15 protein-coding genes and 2 tRNA genes are annotated in these 21,943 nt (G+C 69.3%); 4 read left to right on the forward strand and 13 right to left on the reverse strand.

From position 1 onward, the window contains the following. Positions 1-69 precede the first annotated feature (69 nt). Both IF64_RS0107525 and IF64_RS0107530 read left to right on the forward strand, forming a co-directional pair. Entirely contained in the window at positions 70-2,271 is a 2,202-nt protein-coding gene (locus IF64_RS0107525; protein ID WP_048808232.1) for an RNA degradosome polyphosphate kinase, read from the forward strand. Positions 2,272-2,315: 44 nt separating this feature from the next. After that, positions 2,316-3,218 (forward strand): NUDIX hydrolase, encoded by a 903-nt coding sequence (locus IF64_RS0107530; protein WP_030531302.1) that lies wholly within the window; start codon positions 2,316-2,318, stop codon positions 3,216-3,218. A gap of 230 nt (positions 3,219-3,448) precedes the next feature. Here IF64_RS0107530 and IF64_RS0107535 read toward each other — a convergent pair whose 3' ends face one another. The 3 genes from IF64_RS0107535 to leuC form a co-directional block, all read right to left on the reverse strand. After that, a complete protein-coding gene (locus tag IF64_RS0107535) occupies positions 3,449-4,282 on the reverse strand; it encodes an HU family DNA-binding protein (RefSeq protein WP_030531303.1) in 834 nt (277 codons plus the stop codon). A 255-nt stretch (positions 4,283-4,537) separates the two neighbouring features. Next, complete coding sequence (gene leuD / locus IF64_RS0107540; protein ID WP_030531304.1) at positions 4,538-5,140, reverse strand: 3-isopropylmalate dehydratase small subunit; 603 nt, start codon at positions 5,138-5,140, stop codon at positions 4,538-4,540. A 49-nt stretch (positions 5,141-5,189) separates the two neighbouring features. Further along, entirely contained in the window at positions 5,190-6,602 is a 1,413-nt protein-coding gene (leuC, locus tag IF64_RS0107545; RefSeq protein WP_030531305.1) for a 3-isopropylmalate dehydratase large subunit, read from the reverse strand. A 109-nt stretch (positions 6,603-6,711) separates the two neighbouring features. Here leuC and IF64_RS0107550 point away from each other — a divergent pair, with 109 nt between their 5' ends. Then, positions 6,712-7,431, forward strand: a complete 720-nt coding sequence (locus IF64_RS0107550; protein ID WP_030531306.1) for an IclR family transcriptional regulator — start codon at positions 6,712-6,714, stop codon at positions 7,429-7,431. Positions 7,432-7,742: 311 nt separating this feature from the next. On the opposite strand, the gene IF64_RS0107555 is transcribed toward IF64_RS0107550, so the two are convergent. From IF64_RS0107555 to gltX, 4 genes are all read right to left on the reverse strand, one after another. Then, positions 7,743-7,815 (reverse strand) — tRNA-Glu (locus tag IF64_RS0107555). 51 nt (positions 7,816-7,866) lie between these two features. Continuing rightward, positions 7,867-7,938, reverse strand: a tRNA-Gln gene (locus IF64_RS0107560). Positions 7,939-8,103: 165 nt separating this feature from the next. Then, positions 8,104-8,979, reverse strand: a complete 876-nt coding sequence (locus tag IF64_RS0107565) for an HAD family hydrolase (RefSeq protein ID WP_425468468.1) — start codon at positions 8,977-8,979, stop codon at positions 8,104-8,106. Positions 8,980-9,066: 87 nt separating this feature from the next. Next, positions 9,067-10,566: a glutamate--tRNA ligase gene (gene gltX, locus IF64_RS0107570; protein ID WP_030531308.1), complete on the reverse strand. Its 1,500-nt coding sequence runs from the start codon at positions 10,564-10,566 to the stop codon at positions 9,067-9,069. Between the two features lie 135 nt (positions 10,567-10,701). Between gltX and IF64_RS0107575 the strand changes: the two genes are divergently transcribed. Next, entirely contained in the window at positions 10,702-11,934 is a 1,233-nt protein-coding gene (locus IF64_RS0107575) for an FAD-dependent oxidoreductase (RefSeq protein ID WP_030531309.1), read from the forward strand. Positions 11,935-11,944: 10 nt separating this feature from the next. On the opposite strand, the gene IF64_RS0107580 is transcribed toward IF64_RS0107575, so the two are convergent. From IF64_RS0107580 to IF64_RS0107605, 6 genes are all read right to left on the reverse strand, one after another. Next, on the reverse strand, positions 11,945-12,721 hold the full coding sequence (locus IF64_RS0107580; RefSeq protein ID WP_030531310.1) for a fumarylacetoacetate hydrolase family protein: 777 nt from the start codon (positions 12,719-12,721) through the stop codon (positions 11,945-11,947). Between the two features lie 151 nt (positions 12,722-12,872). Further along, positions 12,873-14,498, reverse strand: a complete 1,626-nt coding sequence (cimA, locus tag IF64_RS0107585; protein WP_030531311.1) for a citramalate synthase — start codon at positions 14,496-14,498, stop codon at positions 12,873-12,875. A 300-nt stretch (positions 14,499-14,798) separates the two neighbouring features. After that, positions 14,799-15,842 carry a 3-isopropylmalate dehydrogenase gene (locus IF64_RS0107590; protein WP_030531312.1) on the reverse strand — a complete coding sequence of 348 codons (1,044 nt, stop codon included), beginning with the start codon at positions 15,840-15,842 and terminating at the stop codon, positions 14,799-14,801. Positions 15,843-16,007: 165 nt separating this feature from the next. Beyond that, positions 16,008-19,385 carry a S8 family peptidase gene (locus IF64_RS0107595; RefSeq protein ID WP_084705717.1) on the reverse strand — a complete coding sequence of 1,126 codons (3,378 nt, stop codon included), beginning with the start codon at positions 19,383-19,385 and terminating at the stop codon, positions 16,008-16,010. 167 nt (positions 19,386-19,552) lie between these two features. Continuing rightward, positions 19,553-21,148 carry a phosphoglycerate dehydrogenase gene (serA, locus tag IF64_RS0107600; RefSeq protein WP_030531314.1) on the reverse strand — a complete coding sequence of 532 codons (1,596 nt, stop codon included), beginning with the start codon at positions 21,146-21,148 and terminating at the stop codon, positions 19,553-19,555. 427 nt (positions 21,149-21,575) lie between these two features. After that, positions 21,576-21,842: a DUF397 domain-containing protein gene (locus IF64_RS0107605; RefSeq protein ID WP_048808224.1), complete on the reverse strand. Its 267-nt coding sequence runs from the start codon at positions 21,840-21,842 to the stop codon at positions 21,576-21,578. Positions 21,843-21,943 lie beyond the last annotated feature (101 nt).

Below are 21,943 nucleotides of genomic sequence, written 5' to 3' on the forward strand. Positions count from 1 at the left end.
AATGCGACGCGAAACGTCTCACCGTGACTGCACGAATTCGCCGATCTGGTGGACAATACCTGCGTGACCATGGACGAGAGCACCACGCCCGCGAGCTCTCCCGATGCCCGCCGGGCGACCACCGAACCGCCGCCGGAAGCGACCACCGTCGAGTCGGCGAACCACTCCCTGCCCTCCGCACCGCCTGCCGCGACCCAGGTCGAACAGGTGCCGGACGCGCTGCCGGACAACCGGTACTTCAACCGGGAGCTCTCGTGGCAGGACTTCAACGCCAGGGTGCTGGCCCTCGCCGAGGACGAGTCCCAGCCCCTGCTCGAGCGCGCCAAATTCCTGGCCATCTTCGCGTCCAATTTGGATGAGTTCTACATGGTCCGGGTGGCGGGACTGAAGCGCCGCGACGAGACCGGCCTGTCCGTACGCAGCGCGGACGGCCTCACCCCGCGCGAGCAGCTCAGCCACATCGCCAAGCGCAACCAGGAGCTCGTCCAGCGGCACAACGCCGCGTTCGAGTCGCGGGTGCGGCCCGCGCTGGCTGCCGAGGACATCCACATCATGCGGTGGTCCGATTTGGATGAATCGGACCACGAGCGGCTCTCCCGGTACTTCCGCGAGCAGATCTTCCCGGTGCTCACTCCCCTCGCGGTCGACCCGGCGCATCCGTTCCCGTACATCTCCGGCCTGTCGCTGAACCTCGCGGTGACGGTGCGCGACCCCGAGGAGGGCACCGAACGCTTCGCCAGGGTCAAGGTGCCCAACAACGTCCCGCGGCTCGTGCGCACCGAGCCCCAGCGCGACAACCCCACGGCCACGTTCCTGCCTCTCGAGCAGCTCATCGCCGCCCATCTGGGCGAGCTGTTCTCGGGCATGGAGGTGATCGAGCACCACGCGTTCCGGGTGACGCGCAACGCCGACTTCGAGGTGGAGGAGGACCGCGACGAGGACCTGCTGCAGGCACTCGAACGCGAACTCGCCCAGCGTCGGTTCGGGCCGCCGGTGCGTCTCGAGGTCTCGCAGGACATGAGCGAGCACATGCTCGAACTCCTGTTGCGCGAGCTGGAGGTCGACCCGCGGGACGTCGTCGAGGTCCCGGGGCTGCTGGATCTGTCGTGCCTGACCCAGTTGCTGTCTGTGGACCGGCAGGAACTGAAGGATCGGCCGTTCGTGCCCGCGACGCCGCCCGCGTTCGGCGAACGCGAGACGCCGAAGAGCGTGTTCTCGACCCTGCGCGACGGTGACGTGCTCGTGCACCATCCGTACGACTCGTTCTCCACGAGCGTCCAGCGGTTCATCGAGCAGGCCGCGGCCGACGACAAGGTCCTGGCCATCAAACAGACGCTGTACCGCACCTCGGGCGACTCCCCGATCGTCGACGCACTCATCGACGCCGCGGAAGCGGGCAAACAGGTCGTCGCGCTCGTGGAGATCAAGGCGCGGTTCGACGAGCAGGCCAACATCACGTGGGCCCGCACGCTCGAACGGTCCGGCGTCCACGTGGTGTACGGGCTCGTCGGTCTGAAGACCCACTGCAAGGTGGCACTCGTGGTCCGCCAGGAGGGCTCGACGATACGGCGCTACTGCCACATCGGCACGGGCAACTACAACCCGAAGACCGCGCGCCACTACGAGGACCTCGGCCTGCTCACCGCGGATCCGGACATCGGAGCCGACCTCACGGACCTGTTCAACGTCCTGACCGGCTACTCGCACCAGGCCACGTACCGCAACATCCTCACCTCCCCCAACGGGATCCGGCGCGGGATCCTCGACCAGATCTCCGACGAGATCGAACTGGCCCGCCAGGGCCGGGAGGCGGGAATCCGGCTGAAGTGCAACTCGTTGGTCGACGAACAGGTCATCGACGGGCTGTACCGCGCATCACAGGCCGGAGTTCCGGTGGACATCGTCGTGCGCGGCATCTGCGCGCTCAAGCCGGGTGTGGAAGGGCTGAGCGAGAACATCCGGGTGCGCTCGATCCTCGGCCGGTTCCTCGAGCACTCGCGCATCTTCCACTTCCGCGGCGCCGGTGCGTACTGGATCGGCAGCGCCGACATGATGCACCGCAACCTCGACCGCCGGATCGAGGCGCTCGTGCAGGTTCGCGATCCCAAGCTGACGGCCCAGCTGGACGCGACGTTCGATTCCCAACTCGACCCGCACACGCGGTGCTGGGTGCTCTCGTCCACGGGCGAATGGCACCCGTCCCCCGCCGACGTGTCCGACGTCCGCGACCATCAGCTCGAAACGTTACGCAAGCACGGAGCAACAGGGTGAGCAGTACCGCCACGGACCACATCGTTTCCCACGCCGCGGGCGCCGTGCTGTGGCGCGCGGCGGGTCCGACCGCATCCGACATCGAGGTCGCCGTCGTCCACCGTCCGCGATACGACGACTGGTCACTTCCGAAAGGCCATCTCGATCCCGGCGAAACGGCACCCGTGGCCGCGGTCAGGGAACTCGAGGAGGAAACGGGCCACTCCGCCGTTCTGGGCGCTTTCCTGAAACGCGTCGAATACCGCATCGCGCGCGGCAGGAAAGCGGTCGACTACTTCTCGGCCCGCGTGAGCGGAGATGTGCGGAGCGGTTTCACCCCGAATGAGGAAGTGGACGAGCTGCGCTGGTGCACTCCGCCGGAGGCGAAAGGACTGCTGTCGTACGAGTCCGACTCCGAGGTGCTCGATCTGCAGACCGCCCTTCCGCAGCAGCGCACGACGCTGCTGCTGGTGCGGCACGCCAAAGCCGGTAAGCGGGAACACTGGGCAGGCGACGACGATCTGCGTCCGCTGAGCGACGCCGGCGAACGCCAGGCGAGCGCGCTGCGGGAGATGCTGGCGACGTTCGGCCCGGACCGGGTCGTGTCCGCGCCGCTGCTGCGCTGCGTGCAGACGGTGCAGGGCGTGGCGGAGGACATCGGCACCGAGGTCGCCCACGAGACGGCGTTGTCGGAACGGTCGCATGCCGCCGACCCGGACGCTGCCGTGCGCAGGATCGTCGAGATCGCCGCCGACGGCGGCACTCCGGTGGTGTGCAGTCAGGGCGGCGTCATCCCGCATGTCGTCGAGACGCTCGCCGCCCGCGGTGGCGTACCGCTGCCCGCGACCAAACGGGACGGTGTCGCGGCCAAGAAGGGCTCGCTCTGGCAGCTCACCTTCGACGGCCGCGGCCGGCTCGTAGGTGCCAACTACCTTCCCAGCGCGCTTCCCACACCGCTGCCCGCGTAGCGACAGTCTCCATCGCCGACTCCGGCACAGTCAGCCTTCTGTCGGCGTTCTGTGGCCCGCTGAGGCTTTCGTGCGCCGTTCCGGGTGTCTCCGCGTGCCCCGAACGGCGACGCCGTCTGTGAACCACACAGGGCCCCGCATGCGAACGGGCCCCGCACCGTTGCCGTTTCGGCAAGGGATGCGGGGCCCGTTCGCGATGAGGACGATGCCGCCGTGGGCGGGAAGCCGACCTACTTCTTCTTGGCGGTCGTCTTCTTCGCCGTGGACGCCTTCGCGGTGGCCTTCGCCGGCTTGGCGGCGGCCTTGGTCGTCTTCGACGTCGACTTCGGAGCCGCCTTCGTGGTGGCCTTCTTCGCCGTGGAGGCCTTCGAGGCCGTGCTCTTGGCAGCGGTGCTCTTCGTCGCCGCGGCCTTCGACGTCGACGCCTTCGAGGTCGTGGCCTTGCTCCTGGTGGCGGTCGACTTGGCCGCGGTCTTCGGCGCGGCCTTGGCGGTGCTCTTCGACGCGGTCGTCTTGCCCTTGGTGGCGGTCGACTTGGCCGCCGTCGACTTCGCGGCCGTGGCCTTCGACGCGGTCGTCCTGCCCTTGGTGGCGGTGGACTTCGTCGCCGTCGACTTCGCGGCGGTCTTCGGGGCCGTCTTGGTGGCGGTCGCACGCGTCGCGGTGGTGGCCCGCGAACGCGTCGTCGTGCTGCGCGTGGACGCAGCGGCGGTGGCGCGGGTCGCCGTGCCACGGGCCGTGGTGCCCGACACAGCCGGCTTGGACTTCGACACCTTCGGCAGCTTCTTCGTGCCGCTCACCACATCCTTGAACGTGGTGCCTGCGCGGAAGGCCGGGACGTTCGTCTTCTTCACCCGCACGGTCTCACCGGTGCGCGGGTTGCGGGCGGTGCGGGCGGCGCGGGCGCGCTTCTCGAACACACCGAAGCCGGTGATGTTCACCTTTTCGCCCTTGTTGACCGTCCGGATGATGATGTCGACGAGATTGTCGACGGCCTGCGTGGCGACCTTCTTGTCGCCCAGGCGCTCGCCGAGCGCCTCGATGAGTTGGGCCTTGTTGGCCATTCCAGTCCTCCAAGAAGAACTACGTGTTACCCGGCCACACCGGCCGACATGCGCACACGGTATTACCTACGCAGCACAAATTCCAAACGGCACGCGGATTTTTTCCTTATCGGATGGGCGATCGGGCCCCGATAAGGTCCGCCGGAGCGGTGCTGGCGTGGCCGTCTGGTGTCGGGTGGCCGGCCGGTGGGCCGGGTCGGTTTCCCTTGCTCAAGCAGGGAATCCTTGCAGTTCTCCTGGGGGCGGACCGCCCCGTTACGCCGTCGACGCGGGCAGGGTCACCGGTTTGTGAGCGGGGCGTGTGGCCTCGAACGCAGCGATGTCGTCGGCGTGCCGAAGGGTGAGGGCGATGTCGTCGAGTCCCTCCATCAGGCGCCAACGGGTGTAGTCGTCGATCTCGAAGGCCGCGCTGAAGTCCTTGGCCCGTACGGTCTTCTCGGCAAGGTCCACAGTGACCTCGGTGCCGGGCTCGTTCTCGAGGATCTTCCACAGCAGCTCGACGTCGTCCTGCTTGCACTGGGCCGCGACGAGACCCTGCTTGCCCGCGTTGCCGCGGAAGATGTCGGCGAACCGGGACGAGATGACCACCCGGAAGCCGTAGTTCATGAGCGCCCACACGGCGTGCTCACGGGACGACCCGGTGCCGAAGTCCGGTCCGGCGACCAGCACGCTGCCCCGGTTGAATGGCTCCACGTTGAGGACGAACTGCTCGTCGCCGCGCCAGGCGGCGAACAGGCCGTCCTCGAAACCGGTGCGGCTCACACGCTTGAGGTAGACGGCCGGGATGATCTGGTCGGTGTCCACGTTGGACCTGCGCAGGGGGACACCGATGCCGGTGTGCTCGGTGATCGCTTCCATCGCTGTTGACTCCTTGACTCGCTGGTGGCTCGCTGGTGCTGGGAAACGCTCAGAGGTCTTCCGGCGAGGACAACGTGCCCCGCACGGCTGTGGCGGCCGCCACGAGCGGGGACACGAGGTGGGTCCTGCCGCCCTTGCCCTGCCTGCCTTCGAAGTTGCGGTTCGAGGTGGAGGCGCTGCGCTCACCCGGCTTCAGCTGGTCCGGGTTCATGCCGAGGCACATCGAGCAACCCGCCTGCCGCCATTCGGCACCCGCGTCGATGAAGACCTTGTCCAGGCCCTCCTCCTCGGCGGTCTTACGCACCCGCATCGAGCCGGGCACGACCAGCATGCGCACGCTGTCGGCGACCTTCTTGCCCCGCAGCACGTCCGCGGCGGCGCGCAGGTCCTCGATCCGGCCGTTCGTGCACGAGCCGAGGAACACGGTGTCCACCGCGATGTCCCGCAGCGGGGTGCCGGGCTCGAGATCCATATAGGACAGGGCCTTCTCGGCGGCGAACTTGGCGCTCTCGTCACCCATCTGCTCCGGGTCGGGCACGCGCTCGCCCAGCGGCAGACCCTGCCCCGGGTTGGTGCCCCAGGTGACGAACGGGGTGAGGGCGTCGGCGTCGATGGTGACCTCGGCGTCGAACTCGGCGTCGGCGTCGGTGCGCAACTCGCGCCACGCGGCCACGGCCTCGTCCCACTGCTCGCCCTGCGGGGCGTGCGGACGGCCCTTGAGGTATTCGAAGGTGGTCTCGTCCGGCGCGATCATGCCGGCGCGGGCACCCGCCTCGATGGACATGTTGCAGATCGTCATGCGGGCTTCCATCGACAGCGACTCGATGGCGCTGCCGCGGTACTCGAGCACGTAGCCCTGACCGCCGCCGGTACCGATCTTCGCAATGACCGCGAGGATGATGTCCTTCGCGGTGACGCCGGGGCGCAGCGTGCCCTCGACGTTGATCGCCATCGTCTTGAACGGACGCAGCGGCAGGGTCTGCGTGGCGAGCACGTGCTCGACCTCGGACGTGCCGATGCCGAAGGCCATGGCACCGAACGCGCCGTGCGTGGAGGTGTGGCTGTCGCCGCACACCACGGTCATGCCGGGCTGGGTCAGGCCGAGCTGCGGGCCGATGACGTGGACGATGCCCTGTTCCGCGTCGCCCATGGGGTGCAGCCGGACGCCGAACTCCTCGCAGTTCTTGCGCAACGTGTCGACCTGGGTCTTGGAGACCGGGTCGGCGATCGGCAGTTCGATGTCCACCGTGGGCACGTTGTGGTCCTCGGTGGCGATGGTCAGGTCGGGCCGCCGCACCGGGCGACCCGCGAGCCGGAGACCGTCGAAGGCCTGCGGACTGGTGACCTCGTGCACGAGATGCAGGTCGATGAACAGCAGATCGGGCTCTGCGCCTTCGCCACGGCGTACCGTGTGCTCGTCCCACACCTTTTCCGCGAGTGTGCGGCCCCGTTTCTCCGCCATCAGGGCTCCTCCATGAGCGTCGCTGGGAACTGGCCGGCCGGGCGGTGAACTCCCGGCCGTGTGTCCCAAAATCTGGACGTCCCAGACTTCGGGATTGTAGTATCGCTGTGTGGGACAGCATAACTCTGAAGCTCAGCAGAGCGGTATCGGCGTCTTGGACAAGGCGGTCGCGGTGTTGCAGGCGGCCGCGGCACAGCCGTGTGGCTTGGCGGAGTTGTGCGCCGAGACGGGCCTTCCCCGGGCGACGGCGCACCGGCTCGCGGTGGGCCTGGAGGTGCATCGGTTGTTGCGGCGTGGGCCGGACGGCCGGTGGCGTCCCGGCGCGGCGCTGGCGGAGCTGTCGGGCGGTACGGCCGATCCGTTGTTGGACGCGGCTGCCGTGGTGTTGCCCAAATTGCGGGACATGACCGGCGAGAGCGTCCAGTTGTACCGGCGGGACGGGGTGCAGCGGGTGTGTGTGGCGGCTGCGGAACCGCCGAGTGGGTTGCGGGACACGGTGCCGGTGGGTTCGCGGTTGCCGATGACGGCGGGGTCGGGGGCGAAGGTGCTGACCGCGTGGGCGGATCCGCATACGCAGCAGGCGATCTTGTCGGAGGCGGTGTTCGGGGAGCGGACGCTGTTGGAGGTGCGGCGTCGCGGGTGGGCGCAGAGTGTGGCCGAGCGCGAGCCGGGGGTGTCGAGTGTGTCGGCGCCGGTGCGTGATTCGTCGGGTGCGGTGGTGGCCGCGGTGTCGGTGTCGGGTCCGGTGGATCGGATCGGCCGGAAGCCGGGGGCCAGGTGGGCGAGCGACCTGCTGGAAGCAGCGGAGTCCCTACAGGAACGCCTCTGACCCCCGGATGAAGCCCCCGAGGGCCCTTTGGTCGCGTTCAACGCAACCATTGTTCCCTTCACCAGCTCCTGTCCCTGCCGATTCACGCCATCGGAACGAAGGGAACATTCGTCGCGTTCAACGCAACTATGGGGCCCTCGGGAGCATCACCACACACGGCGGAACCGGCGAACAGAGCGCAAGCGTAGGCAGGGGGGCCCGGGGGGGGGCGAAGCCCGTCGGGGTCGGGGTGTGGGGCTGCGGCCCCCACAAGACATAACGAGAAAAACCCTATCTGCGCTTTCCGCAGATAGGGTTTTCCCTTTTTCTTGTACCCCCGATGGGATTCGAACCCACGCTACCGGCGTGAGAGGCCGGCGTCCTAGGCCGCTAGACGACGGGGGCTTGCTTTTGTGTTGGAAGAGAACTTACCAGACCGGTCTGTTCGCTTCTCAGCTGGGGTACCAGGACTCGAACCTAGACTAACTGAACCAGAATCAGTCGTGCTGCCAATTACACCATACCCCAACGGATACTTCGTCCGAGCTCACCGGAGTGCTTCCCGGGTCCGTATCGCGTTGTTGAAGAAAGCATAGACCACGCTCTGTGGCCGCTCGCAGGCGGGGTCCCGCTGCGCGGTGCGTGACGCGTCCCCGCAGGTACCGGCCGCGCACCTGGCTCGGCTGGGGCTCCTCACCGCGGGGCTGGCACGCCCACCCGGACGAACTCGGAGACGAGCAGTTCCGGCAGTTCGGCGAGTGTGGTGAGCACGTGCACGCCGTCGGGCACCGCCTCGCCCGGCTCCACGTCCTCCCCCGTTGCTGCCGTCTCGGCAGACCCGTCGGACTCACGGGCATCGTCGGTCTCGCCGGCCTCGGCCGCGCAGACCCCTCCGCGGTCGAGCCACACGCCGCCGAGGCCCGCGTCCCGGGCGCCGACGGCGTCGGTGGTGAGTTTGTCGCCCACGTGCACGGCTTCCCGTGGGTCGCAGCCGAGCTGGAGGCACACGGACTCGAACATCGCGGGGTCGGGCTTGGCCATCCCGATCTCGCCCGCGATCGCGACGTGGTCGAAGAACGGCGTGAGCCCGAGCGCGGCGAGTTTGTCGCGTTGGTGCGCACCCGAGGCGTTCGTCACGGCGGCGAGCTGCACACCGGCGGCCGTGAGCCATTCCAGGCACGGCAACACGTCGTCGAACAGCCGCCACGAACGGTTCAGCAGAGCCTTCCGCCGCGATTCGAACTCGGCGGCGTCGTCGAGATCGACGCTGAGGCCGAGCCCGGTGAGGAACGCGTGGCTGCGCCGTGTGTGCATCTCGGCGTAGTCGAGCCGTCCTTCGACGACGCGGGCGACGTGCTCGTCGGTGACGCGCTCCCAGGTCGCCCACATGTCGCTGCGGCCGATGAGTGCCGCGAGCGTGCGCTTTCCCGTCGCCGTGAAATCGATGAGCGTGTCGTCGATGTCGAGGCACACCGCCCGCAGTTCGGGGGGCGCCCACACATCGGCGTCGACACGCCTCTCACCGGCGACGGTTTGCGGAGCTGTCGGGGAGCCAAGCGCAAAAGCCACCCACGCGAGGCTAGGGGGTTTTCGGTGAGCCCGACTCTGCTAACGAGGTGATATGGCCGGTTCTGTTTCGGTCCAGGTTCCCTACGCTCAGTTGCCCGGCAACGCGCGGCGCAGCCGTCCGAGTGATACGTCCCGTCCGAGCAATTCCATCGATTCGTAGAGCGGCGGTGACACCGTGCGTCCGGTCACAGCCACCCGCACGGGCGCGAACGCCTTGCGGGGCTTGAGACCCAGCTTCTCGACGAGTGCGTCCTTGAGTGCCTGCTCGATCTCGGCGGCCTCCCAGGACGACAACGCCTCGAGCGCCTCGATGGAGGCACGCAGTACCGGCTCCGAGTCCGGGCCCAGTGCCTTCGCGGCCGCGGCCTCCTCCGGCGCGAACTCGGCCTCGTCGATGAACAGGAACCGCAACAGGTCGCCGGCCTCGGACAGCACGGCGACACGCTCCTGCACGAGCGGGGCGATCGCCGAGAGCTTCTCACGCTGCTCGGTGGTCGGCTCCTCGGGAAGCACCCCGGCATCGGTGAGATAAGGGACGAGTCGCTCGACGAAGTCGTCGTGGGCCAGCGCCCGCACGTGCGTGCCGTTGATGGACTCGGCCTTCTTCTGGTCGAACCGCGCGGGGTTGGCGCTGACCTTGGTGATCTCGAACGCCTCGACGAGTTCGTCGACGGTGAAGATGTCCCGGTCGTCGGCGATCGACCAGCCGAGCAGGGCGAGGTAGTTCAGCAGCCCTTCGGGGATGAAGCCGCGGTCGCGATAGTTGAACAGGTTGGACTGCGGGTCCCGTTTGGACAGTTTCTTGTTGCCCTCGCCCATGACGTAGGGCATGTGGCCGAACTCGGGCACGAACTCGGCGACACCGATGCGCTGCAGCGCCCGGTACAGCGCGATCTGGCGCGGCGTGGACGGCAGCAGATCCTCACCGCGCAGCACGTGGGTGATGCGCATCAGCGCGTCGTCGACCGGATTGGTCAGCGTGTACAGCGGTGCGCCGTTGGCGCGCACGAGCACCGGGTCGGGCACGGTGCCCGCCTTGAACTCGATCTCACCGCGCACGAGGTCGTTCCACGACAGGTCCTCGTCGGGCATCCGCAGCCGCAGCACGGGCTCGCGTCCCTCGGCGCGGAACGCCTGCTTCTGCTCGTCGGTGAGGTCGCGGTCGTAGTTGTCGTAGCCCAGCTGAGGGTCCTGGCCCGCGTCCTTGCGCCGCTGCTGGACCTCCTCGCCGGTCGAGAACGACTCGTAGAGCTCACCGGCCTCGAGGAGCTTGGCGGCGACGTCGCGGTAGATGTCGGCGCGCTCGCTCTGGCGGTACGGCCCGTAGTCCCCGCCGACCTCGGGGCCCTCGTCCCAGTCGATCCCCAGCCAGCGCAGTGCATCGAGCAGCGCCTCGTAGGACTCCTCGCTGTCGCGCGAGGCGTCGGTGTCCTCGATCCGGAACACCAGCTTGCCGCCGTTGTGCCGGGCGAAGGCCCAGTTGAACAGCGCGGTGCGGATCAGGCCCACGTGCGGCGTGCCGGTGGGCGAAGGGCAGAAGCGAGCACGGACGGCCGTGGTGACGTCGGCGGGCTTGGTCTCAGTCATAGCCCGACCAGCGTAGCGCTGTTGACTTCGCCGATGTTCGAGCGCATCCTCGTATTATTCAACGCCCGTTGAATAGCCTGTCGAACGGGCCCGTCGAATACGGGCGGACGAAGCGAGGTGGAGGAGGTGGACGACGTGGAGACACGGACGACGTGCGTGGTCGCAGGCGGCGGCCCCGCGGGCATGGTGCTGGGCCTGTTGCTCGCACGCGCGGGCGTGGACGTGACGGTGCTCGAGAAGCACGGGGACTTCCTGCGCGATTTCCGGGGCGACACGGTGCACCCGTCGACGATGACGCTGCTCGACGAGCTCGGTCTCGGTGAGCAGTTCGCCGCACTGCCCCAAACACGTCTCGACGAGATCGCCTTCCCCACCGCGGGCCACGGTTCGGTACGGGTCGGCGATCTGCGCAGGCTGCGCCGCTGGACGAAGTACCCGTACATCGCGATCGTGCCGCAGTGGGACGTGCTGAACCTCATCGAGAAGGCCGGGGCCGAGGAACCGGCGTTCACGCTGCGCATGAACACCGAGGCGACCGGCCTGGTGTGGGACGGCGACCGCGTGGCGGGCGTGCGCTACCGGGACGCCGAGGGCGAGGGCGTACTCCGCGCGGACCTCACGATCGCGGCCGACGGCAGGGGATCACGACTGCGCGAAGAGGCCGGCCTCGTGCCGAAGGAGTTCCCGGTGCCGTTCGACGCCTGGTGGTTCCGCGTCGGCAGGAAAGCCGACGATCCCGCCTCGCTGGCGCCGACGATGCGCAGGGGCACGTTCGTCATCGACATCCCCCGCGAGGGCTACCGCCAGCTCGGGTACCTGGCCCGCAAGGGCACGGACCGGCAGCTGCGCGAGCGCGGCATCGAGGCGTTCCGCGCCGAGATCGCCCGCGCCCTGCCGCACCTGGCCGGCCGCATGGACGACGTGCGGTCCATGGACGACGTCAAACACCTCGACGTCCGGTTGAACCGACTCGACCGCTGGCACGTCGAGGGCCTGCTGTGCCTGGGCGACGCGGCGCACGCGATGTCGCCGATCGGGGGCGTCGGGGTGAACCTGGCCGTCCAGGACGCCGTCGCCGCGGCCACCTTGCTGGCCGCACCGCTGCGGGCGGGCACGACCACGGCCGCCGACCTGGCCACCGTCCGTCGTCGTCGCTGGGCCCCGACGGTCGCGGTGCAGCTGTTGCAGCGCCTGCTGCACCGGGTCGTCGCCGCGCCGGTCGTCGAGGGCAGGCGCGAAGGGCCGCCCGCCCCGTTCGCGGCGGTGCTGCGCAGGCTGCCCGCGCTGTCGGTGGTGCCCGCCTACCTCATCGGTATCGGAATCCGGCCCGAACACGCACCGGAGTTCGCCCGCAGGGGCGCGTCCTGAGCCGCCGGGCTCAGGCGTCCTGGACCGGGTTGGTGAGCGTGCCGATCTTCTCGATCGTCACCGACACCTCGTTGCCCGCGACGATGGGACCGACGCCCGCGGGCGTTCCCGTCAGGATCGTGTCACCGGGCAGGAGCGTCATGACCGAGGAGACGAACTCGATGAGCTCCGGGATCTTGTGCACCAGCTCCGAGGTCCGCGAGTCCTGTTTGGTCTCGCCGTCGACGGTGGTCGAGATGGCGAGATCGGACGGGTCGAGCTGGGTCTCGATCCACGGGCCGATCGGGCAGAACGTGTCGAAGCCCTTGGCACGCCCCCACTGGCCGTCGGACTTCTGGAAGTCCCTGGCGCTCACGTCGTTGGCGACCGTGTAGCCGAGCACCGCCTGCGGGGCCTGTGCGGCGGAGACGTTCTTCACCGGCTGTCCGATGACGACGGCCAGCTCGCCCTCGAAGTCGACCTTGGAGGATTGCTGGGGCCTGCGGATCGGCGCGTTGGGGCCGATGACGGTGGTCGACGGCTTGAGGAAGATCATCGGCTCCGCCGGGACCTCGTTGCCCATCTCGCGGGCGTGGTCGGCGTAGTTGCGGCCGACGGCGATGACCTTGGTCGGCAGAATGGGGGCCAGCAGCCGGACGTCCGACAGCGGCCACTTCCTTCCGGTGTAGTTCGGCGTACCGAACGGATGGTCGGCGATCTCCGAGACCATCGTGTCGTTGCTGTCGCCGTCTCCGTCCACCGAGACGAAGGCGACACCTTCCGGGTGAGCAATCCGAGCCAAACGCACGAGCCCCATCGTAGCCGTGCGTGCCCGCAACCGGCCGACGCCTCGCAGGATCCGTTCCCGGACAGCCGGAGGCGATGCCCGCACCGCCCCGGAGACGGCGGGCACTCCGGGGCGGTGCGGTCGTAGTCGGCGCGGTCGTAGTCCGCGGTCGTCAGTCGGTGCTCGCGCGGAGCGCCTTGTGCGCCAGTGCGTCGCACAGGGCGAGCCAGCTGGCCTCGACGATGTTCTCGTGGACGCCGACCGTGGTCCACTCGCGTTCGCGGTCGGAGGATTCGACCAGTACCCGCGTCACCGCACCGGTGCCCTGCCGGTTCACCAGGATGCGCACCTTGTAGTCCGACAGCGCCATCTCGTCGAGCCACGACAGATGCGGCCGCAGCGCCTTCCGCAGTGCCGCATCGAGTGCGTTGACCGGACCGTTCCCCTCGGCGGTGGCGATGACCCGCTCCCCCGCCACGTGCACCTTCACGGTGGCCTCGGAGACCACCTCGCCGTCCACGCGGTGGTCGAGCACCACCCGGTACGACTCGAGCGTGAACGGCGGCGCCGCGGCCTCGCGGCCCTCGGCACCGGCGATCTCGCGGCGCATCAACAGTTCCAACGATGCGTCGGCTGCCTCGAACGACCAGCCGCCCGCCTCGAGGTCCTTCACCTTGTCGACCGTGCTGCTCAACGCCTCGGGATTGCCGGCGAGGTCGACGCCCAGTTCGGCGCCCTTGAGTTCGAGGCTCGCCTTGCCCGCCATCTCGGTGACCAGGACGCGCATGTCGTTGCCGACGGTCGCCGGGTCGATGTGGTTGTACAGCAACGGATCCACTTTGATCGCGCTCGCGTGCAGCCCCGCCTTGTGGGCGAAGGCCGACGACCCGACGTAGGCCTGGTGGGTGTCGGGTGCGATGTTGGCGATCTCGGCGAGGGCGTGGGACACCCGGGTCAGCTCGGCGGCCCGGCCCTCGGGAAGGACGTTCATCCCCAGTTTGGCCACGAGGTTTCCCGTGACGGCGAACAGATCGGCGTTGCCGGCACGTTCCCCGTAGCCGTTCGCGGTGCACTGCACGTGGGTGGCACCCGCCTGCACCGCGGCGATGCTGTTGGCGACGGCGCACGAGGTGTCGTCCTGACAGTGGATGCCGATGCGCAGTCCGGTGCGGTCGGCCACCTCGCGGACGGTCTCGGCGATACCGAGGGGCAGCTGGCCGCCGTTGGTGTCGCACAGCACGACCACGTCGGCGCCCGCGGTGCCCGCCGCGTCCAGCACGCGCAACGCGGAGTCCGGATCGTGGGCGTAGCCGTCGAAGAAGTGCTCGGCGTCGAGGAACACGCGCCTGCCTTCGCCGACGAGGAACTTCACCGTGTCGGCGACCATGGCGCACGCCTCGTCGACGTCGACCCGCAGCGCGCGCTCGATGTGCCGAACGTCCGATTTGGCCACCAGGGTCACGACGGGCGCCTGTGAGTCGAGCAGTGCGCGTACCTGCGGGTCGTCCCCCGCCGCGGTGCCGGCACGCCGGGTCGATCCGAACGCGACGAGTGCGGCGTGGGACAGCTCGAGCTCACCGGCGGCCGCACGGGCGAAGAACTCCGTGTCCTTCGGCATGGCACCCGGCCAGCCACCCTCGATGAACCCGACACCGAGCTCGTCGAGATGCCGTGCGACGGCGAGCTTGTCGGCCACCGAGTACGAGATCCCCTCACGCTGGGCCCCGTCGCGCAGCGTGGTGTCGTACAGGTGGAAGTCGTCGCCGAGCGGGGTGCCGGCCGGTTCCGTGCGGGTCACGGGTTCGTCTCCTCGGAAAGAGTGCGGGCTGGGTCTGCGGTGGACGCGGGCCTGTGTGGCCAACAAAAAAGACCCCCCGCGTGAGGATGCGAGAGGTCTGCGCGCCGGGTGCTCGAAAGGGCACTTATCCGGCGCGCCTGCCAATAATGATCACGCGAAGCGTGTGCATGACTCGCATCATGCCACACGCCCGCATCCACGGTCCATCCAGTGGGCATCCCTCTCACATTCCGGACGCACCTCGGGCATGAGAAAGGCGCCCCGGCGTGCTGCCGAGGCGCCTTTCGGAGTCCGCAGGTGTCACATGGCGGGACGCGTGGTGTTCGACGACACCAGCGCGGCGAGCCGGTCACCGATCGCGGTGGTCGTACCCGGCGAGGCCTGGTCCCGGGTGGCGAGATCGAACGCGACCGACGCCTCGATCCGGCGCGCCGCCTCCTTCTCGCCGAGGTGGTCGAGCAGCAGCGACACCGACAGCACGGTGGCGGTCGGGTCGGCCACGTTCTGGCCCGCGATGTCGGGCGCGCTGCCGTGCACCGGCTCGAACATGCTCGGGTTACGGCCGGAGATGTCGAGGTTGCCGCTGGCGGCGAGGCCGATGCCGCCCGTCACGGCGGCCGCGAGGTCGGTGATGATGTCGCCGAACAGGTTGTCGGTGACGATCACGTCGAAGCGGCTCGGGTCGGTGACCATGTGGATGGTCGCGGCGTCGATGTGCGAGTACGCGACCGACACCTCCGGGTATTCCAGCGAGACCTCTTCGACGATCCGCGACCACAACGAACCCGAGTGCAGCAGCACGTTCGTCTTGTGCACCAGCGTGAGGTGCTTGCGGGGCCGCTCGTTGGCGCGGCGGAACGCGTCGGTCACGACCCGGCGGATGCCGAAGGCCGTGTTGAGGCTGACCTCGGTGGCGATCTCGTGCTCGGTGTCCTTGCGCAGCAGGCCGCCGTTGCCCGCGTACGGGCCCTCGGTGCCCTCGCGGACGACGAGCATGTCGATCTCGCCGGGGTCGCCCAACGGACCGGCAACGCCCGGGTACAGCCTGCCGGGACGAAGGTTGACGTGGTGGTCGAGCTCGAACCGCAGCCGCAGCAGCAGGCCACGCTCGAGAATGCCGCTGGGCACGCTCGGGTCGCCCACCGCGCCCAGCAGAATCGCGTCGTGCTCGGCGAGCTCGCCGAGCACCGACTCGGGCAGCAGTTCACCCGTCGAGTGCCAGCGGGACGCACCGAGGTCGTAGCTGGTCGTCTCCGCGTTCGGCACGACCTCCTTGAGCACCTTCAGGGCCTCGGAGACCACCTCGGGCCCGATCCCGTCACCGGGGATCACAGCGAGCCGCATCCACACACCTCCGTCAGGTCGGGCCCCACCGGCCGCGGGTACCCCATTCGCATCCAAAGCCAGCGACGGCAGGTTACCGGGCGTCGACAAACTGTCGACCCACGACCACCCCAACGTCGCATCCGGACACGTACGCGGTCCCCCGACCGGTGGGTTCCGGACCGGTCAGCCGGCCGTGCCTGCCCGCGTCGTGTCTGCCTGCGCCGTGCCTGTCCGTGCTGCTCCGGCCGCCTCACCGGAGCGGCCGGTGTCGCGGATCTTCACGGTCGAGGCGCGATCCCCGGACTCGTTGTGGTGCGACAGCACCAGAAGCCGATCGGCTTCGCCGGCTGCCGCGGGGTTGCGGGTCACGGTGACGGCATCGCCCCCACCGACCACGTACGACAGCGCGGCTCCGTCCCCGCCGCTCACGGTGTGGGCCGGGTTGAGCGCATCGAAGGTCACCGGCTCGTCGATCCGGTCCACGTCACCGGTCTCCGGGTCCCCGTAGAGCCCGGAGACCGCGGCGGTGTAGGAGATCTCGTGGCTCTCGGCAGCAGGATCGATGCCCAGTGCCGTCATCGACACCGGCAGCACGGCGACGTCGCTGTCGAAGACGTTCGTGTCGACGTCGCCGAACTGGCCGTTGATCGGCTGCACGTCCACTGTGGAGCCGTCGGCGAGGTCGACGGTCCTGGCCACGAGCACGTCCGTGGACGGCAGAACGGCCACCGACGTCTCGAAATCCGGCTCTCCGTCTCCGCTGACGTCGATCTCCACGTACGGGACGGTGTTCCCCCCGAGGTTGGCCCACGTTCCCCACGTGGACAGTCCGAAGGCGACGAACGCGTCGTCGTTCTCGCCGGAGGACCCCGTACCGAAGGACCCCGCGCCGACGTAGCGAAGGTCGCCGCCCTCGGCCGTCTCGTTGATCGTGCACGTCCCGTTCGGCTCGCCGCCCCGGCACGACGGCATCTTCGGCGACTCGGCGTGCAGGTCCAGCACGCTGACCATCGAGCGGTACGCCTCGCTGCCCTCCCCCTGGTCGAGACCGCGGCCACGGAAGGCGAGCTCGCCCGTGCCGTCGGAGAGGGTCAGCGAACGCGCGTGGTGCAGATCCGCCGCCGGTTTGGGCGCGGCGTGCACGGGCAGGTGCAGCGTCGAACCCTCGCCCTGCGGGGTCAGCACGAGCCGGCCCGCCTCCTCGGCCACGAACTGCCGTGCGACGTCGAGCTGGGTGGGCTCGAGCGTGGGGTCCATGGTCTTGCGCAGGGCTGCGGGGTCCTGGATCCGCAGCCGGACGGTCAGGAACGCGGTGCCGTGGGCGGGGACCTCGACCGTGTCCTTCGACGGTTCGACGGCGACTCCGGGCACCGTGCCTGCCGCCTCGTAGCCGACCGAGTACCGCGCGGGTGTGTCGCCCTTGTTCTCCAGGCGGACGATCTTCGTCTTCGTCGTCGGCCGGCTCACCTCGAGGACACCGAACGAGAGACTCACGGCCTTCCGATCGCGGAGCGAGTACGCGAGCACCGCGTTGTCGACCGCGGCCTGAGCGTCGATCCGCCCGGCGCCGACGCGCTGGGGACCCACGACGGTGCCGTCCGCGGTCACCTCGTGGACCGCGGTGTTCATCAGCGCGTTCTTCACCTCGGTGGCGTTCCACCCCGGACGGGTCTCGCGGACGAGCGCGGCGATGCCCGCGGCGTGCGGCGAGGCCATCGACGTTCCCGACATCACGGTCGCGGCCGACCCTCCGCCCATCAGCGCCGAGGCGATCGTGTCGCCCGGCGCGGCGAGGTCCGGTTTGACGGCCGGCGCCCGTACGCCACGGGAGGTGAACGAACTCGGAGTGTCCTCGATGGACTCGTCCTTCGTGGGCAGTGAGGTGCGCCCGTCCCCCGTCATCCGGATCTCGAGCGTGCCCGCCTCGGCCGAGGAGCGCAGGCGCTCGGTGGCGGTGGCCGTCAACTGGAACACGGGCACGTCGGCGTTGCCCGCGATGGCGGCGCCGAAGTGCGCCTCGCCGGACGTGAACAACACCCCCGCGGCCCCGGCCGCGGCGGCGTGATCGGCCCGGTCGACCGATCCGCACACCCTGGTCTCGTCGTTGTCGTCCCACTCCAGCCACACGATCCGGTCGGCGACCGCCGTGGCGTCACCGTCGGAGTAGGCAGCGCAGCCGTCGGCGTTGTCCCCGGACGGCGTGACGACCTCGCGGGTGATGTCGAGTTCGTCGTAGGCGGCGTAGTCCTGGCTGAACTGCCCCGGAACGTCGCCGGCCACATCGGACGGTGCGGTGACCTCCACGGCGTCGCGGAGCACGGAGGCGTCGCGGATACTGGCCACGCCCAGCCCCTCGGGCGTGTTGCCGGGACTGCCGCCGACGCCGTACAGGTCACCGCCGTTGCCCGCCGACATGACCGGCAGCACGTCGTTGTCCACCAGCTTGCGGACGAAGTCGGCCTCGGGATCGTCCGGGGCGCCGTAGTCGCTGCCGACGGACATGTTCACGACGTCGAGCTTGTCGGAGAAGTCGCCGTCGCCGTTCGGGTCGAGCGCCAGGTCCATCGCCTGTGCCATCACGTCGGTGGAACCGGCGCAGCCGAACACCTTGATGTCGTAGAGCTGCGCCTTCGGTGCACTCCCCGGTGCGACCGTCATGGCCTCGAGCGCTGCGCCGTCCAGAGTGGAGTAGTCGCCGTCGAACGTCGAACCGTCGGCCCGGACGCCGTACCCCGCGGCCGTGCCCGCGACGTGCGTGCCGTGGGCCATGCAGGGAAGGGGGTTGGCGTCGGGCTTCGGTTCGGGCGATCCGTTCTCCCCCGAGGCGTCGTAGTCGTCGCCGACCAGGTCCGTGCCGCCGACGACCTTGTCCGAGGGGAACAGGTCGGCCGGAGCGTCCGCGGCGGGATCGACCGACTCGTAGGCCTCGGTCGTGCCCGGGCCACCGAACGTCGCGTGGGTGTAGTCGATGCCGCTGTCGATGACGCCGATCGTCACGTCCTCGCCGTACGTGCCGGTCTGCTGCCACACGTCGACGGCTTTCGTCAGCTGGTCGGCGCCCGCGTTCTGGTGGCGCTTGGGCACGATCGGCTTGACCGACACGACGTCGTCACGTTCGGCCAGCGACCGCAGGTGCGCGGCGTCCGCGGTGACGATGGCTCCGGGGACCGCGTTGGCGGTACGGCCGAGCACACGCGTGCCGCCGTCGAGGGCCCTGAGCCCGCCGAGCACGCCGTCGACCGCGGCCAGAGCGGCCCCGCGAGCACGTTTGCCCGCGGCCGCGGCCGCCTTCACGCCGTTGTCGCGCTCGGCGTTGAACGCATCGACGGCCGCCTGCTCGTCCACCTCGACGAACGCCGAGACCTCGCCCTGCGCGCCGGCAAGGCGCGGCGAGATTCCGGAGGTCGGCGACACCGTGGCCGGATCGATCCGCGCACCCGAGGCGAACGGTACGGCCTCGATTCCCGAAGCGTCCTGCGCGGCCGCGCCACCCACCGCAACGGTGGCGGTGAGCAATGCGGCCGAACAGGTCGCGGCAACACGCGCTCGCCGACGTCTCATCACGAGATGCCCCCAATGGGTCAACTGGTTGACATTGCGACAATCAGCCAGCTAACCGCACCGGGGGCATCTCTCGACAGCGCCGTTGGTAGCGCTTTATCCGAATGTAATGGTCCGAACCTTCCGGTTCCTCGTGCCGCGCGGGTGTTTCCGGCGGCGGACCCGGATCAGAGGAAGCTGATGGAACGGATCTTGCGCGCCGACACCGCAGCACCGATCGGGTCGAGCAGCGCCGGGTCGACGGGACGGTCCACCCGCAGCAGCATCACGGCGTTGGAACGGTCGGCCGTCTGGCTGATCTGCGCGGCGTCGATGTTCACGCCCGCCTCGCCCAGGACGGTACCGACGCGGCCCATGGTGCCCGGCTTGTCGGGGTACTCCATGAGGAGCATGTTGCCCTCGGCGCGGATGTCGAAGTGCCTGCCGTCGATCTCGATCAGCTTCTGCACCTCCTCCTTGCCGGTGACCGCACCGGACACGGTGTGCGCGGTGCCGTCCTCCTGCACGGCACGCACGCTGAGCTGGCTGCGGTAGTTGGGGCTCTCGGGCTCGGTGCTGACCGACACCTGCACGCCCAGTTCCTCGGCCAGCCGCGGTGCGTTGACGAACGTGACCTGCGACTCGACGACATTGGCGAACACGCCCCTGAGCGCGGCCAGCTGAAGGACGCTGACGTCCTCACCGGACAGCTCACCCGAGGCGACGACCGACACCGACTGCGGGGCCTTGGCGCTGAAGGCCGACAGCACGGTGCCGAGCTTCTGTGCCAGCGGCAGGTACGGCCGCACCTCGTCGGTGACCGCGCCGCCCGCGACGTTCACGGCGTCGGGCACGAAGTCGCCGCGCAGCGCCAGCAGTGTGGAGCGGGCGACGTCGGTGCCCGCGCGGTCCTGCGCCTCGGCGGTGGAGGCACCCAGGTGCGGCGTCACCACGACGTTGGGCAGCCCGAACAGCGGGCTCTCGGTGACCGGCTCCGACTCGAACACGTCGATCCCGGCACCGGAGACCTGGCCGTCGGAGATCGCCTTGGCCAGGGCCGCCTCGTCGACGAGACCACCACGGGCGGCGTTGACGATCACGACGCCCTTCTTGGTCTTCGACAGCGCCGCGGCGTCGATGATGCCCTTGGTCTCCGGCGTCTTCGGCAGGTGGACGGTGATGATGTCGGCCTGCGCCAGCAGGTCGTCGAGGCTGACGAGCTCGACACCGAACTGCTTGGCGCGCGCGGCCGAGGCGTACGGGTCGTAGGCCAGCAGCTTCGTGTCGAACGCCGCGAGCCGCTGCGAGACGAGCTGGCCGATCTTGCCGAAGCCCACGACACCGACGGTCTTGCCGTTGAGCTCGACGCCGGTGTAGGCGCTGCGCTTCCACTCCCCGCCCTGCAGGCTCTGGTCGGCGGCGGGCACGCGGCGCAGCACCGACAGCAGCAGAGCGATCGCGTGCTCGGCGGCGGAGACGATGTTGGACGTCGGAGCGTTCACGACGAGGACGCCGCGCTCGGTGGCCGCGGGTACGTCGACGTTGTCGAGGCCGACCCCGGCCCGCGCCACGACCTTCAGCGAACCGGTCGCATCGAGCACTTCGGCGTCGACCTGCGTGGCGGACCGGACGAGCAGCGCGTCGGCGGTCTTCACCGCCTCGAGCAGTGCGGGCCGGTCCGTTCCGTCCACGTGCCGGATCTCGACCTCGTCTCCGAAGACGCTCACCGCGGAGGGAGCGAGCTTCTCGGCGAGGAGGACGACGGGCTTGGTGGAAGTGGTCACGATGCGCCTTTCGTAGCTCGGCTCACTGTTCAGGTTCGGCAGGCGCACAGACGACCCGGCAGACCCGTCACCGCAGACCGGATCGTGGTGGCGATCAGGCCGTGCGCGTCGCGGACGTCCGCTGCGCCGCTCGGTCGCGACGTGCGCGCCTACCGTGCGTCTGCCTTGTGCTCGCCGACGGAGAAACGCCCGGCCTGCACCGCAGCCGCAGCCGTCGTCGGCGTGGTCGAGGTCACGTCGCTGTGTCCTCGGTAGGCGGAGTCTATCCGCCGGGGTTAACGCGAGCGCAATGCTCGACGGCGAATTCGGCGCAATCGGGGAAAAATCTCTTCGCGTTTCCGCAGGTCAGACCGCGCGGTTTCGGACTTCGTTCGTCCCGTCACTTCACTGCGCTGGCGATCGCGACATCTCCAGGAGAAGCGCGAGATCAATCCTGCGGACGGTCGAATTCCCCGTCGCGCGCGCCCGCGAGAAAGGCATCCCACTCGGACGGCGTGAACACGAGAACCGGTCTGGATTCGCCTTCCGGACGGGCGTACCGCAGCACCACGTAGGTCACGCCGTCGCTGTGCGGCACGAATGCGTACTCGAGATCGCCGCCCTCCGGCTGCACCCTGGACCATCGCGCCGAGGCCAGATCCAGTGCCGCCGCCAGGGCGACCTTGCCCCCGTTGCTCTCAACACCCCACGTCATGACCCCGCACGCTAGGGCATTCGGCCCTACCTCGCCGGAGCGCTCGGACGGTCGCATCCCGCCCGAACAGCAGTGGGCCCCGGGACGGTGCTGCGTCCCGG

The sequence above is a fragment of the Prauserella rugosa genome (genome assembly GCF_000719975.1).
GTDB classification, from domain to species: domain Bacteria; phylum Actinomycetota; class Actinomycetes; order Mycobacteriales; family Pseudonocardiaceae; genus Prauserella; species Prauserella rugosa.

Bases quoted from the DNA above. Each gene is read 5' to 3' on its own strand.
- IF64_RS0107535 (WP_030531303.1), bottom strand. From the start codon at position 4,282: ATGGCCAACAAGGCCCAACTCATCGAGGCGCTCGGCGAGCGCCTGGGC.
- gltX (WP_030531308.1), bottom strand. From the start codon at position 10,566: ATGACTGAGACCAAGCCCGCCGACGTCACCACGGCCGTCCGTGCTCGC.
- IF64_RS0107525 (WP_048808232.1), top strand. From the start codon at position 70: ATGGACGAGAGCACCACGCCCGCGAGCTCTCCCGATGCCCGCCGGGCG.
- IF64_RS0107590 (WP_030531312.1), bottom strand. From the start codon at position 15,842: ATGCGGCTCGCTGTGATCCCCGGTGACGGGATCGGGCCCGAGGTGGTC.
- leuD (WP_030531304.1), bottom strand. From the start codon at position 5,140: ATGGAAGCGATCACCGAGCACACCGGCATCGGTGTCCCCCTGCGCAGG.
- leuC (WP_030531305.1), bottom strand. From the start codon at position 6,602: ATGGCGGAGAAACGGGGCCGCACACTCGCGGAAAAGGTGTGGGACGAG.
- IF64_RS0107595 (WP_084705717.1), bottom strand. From the start codon at position 19,385: ATGAGACGTCGGCGAGCGCGTGTTGCCGCGACCTGTTCGGCCGCATTG.
- IF64_RS0107605 (WP_048808224.1), bottom strand. From the start codon at position 21,842: ATGACGTGGGGTGTTGAGAGCAACGGGGGCAAGGTCGCCCTGGCGGCG.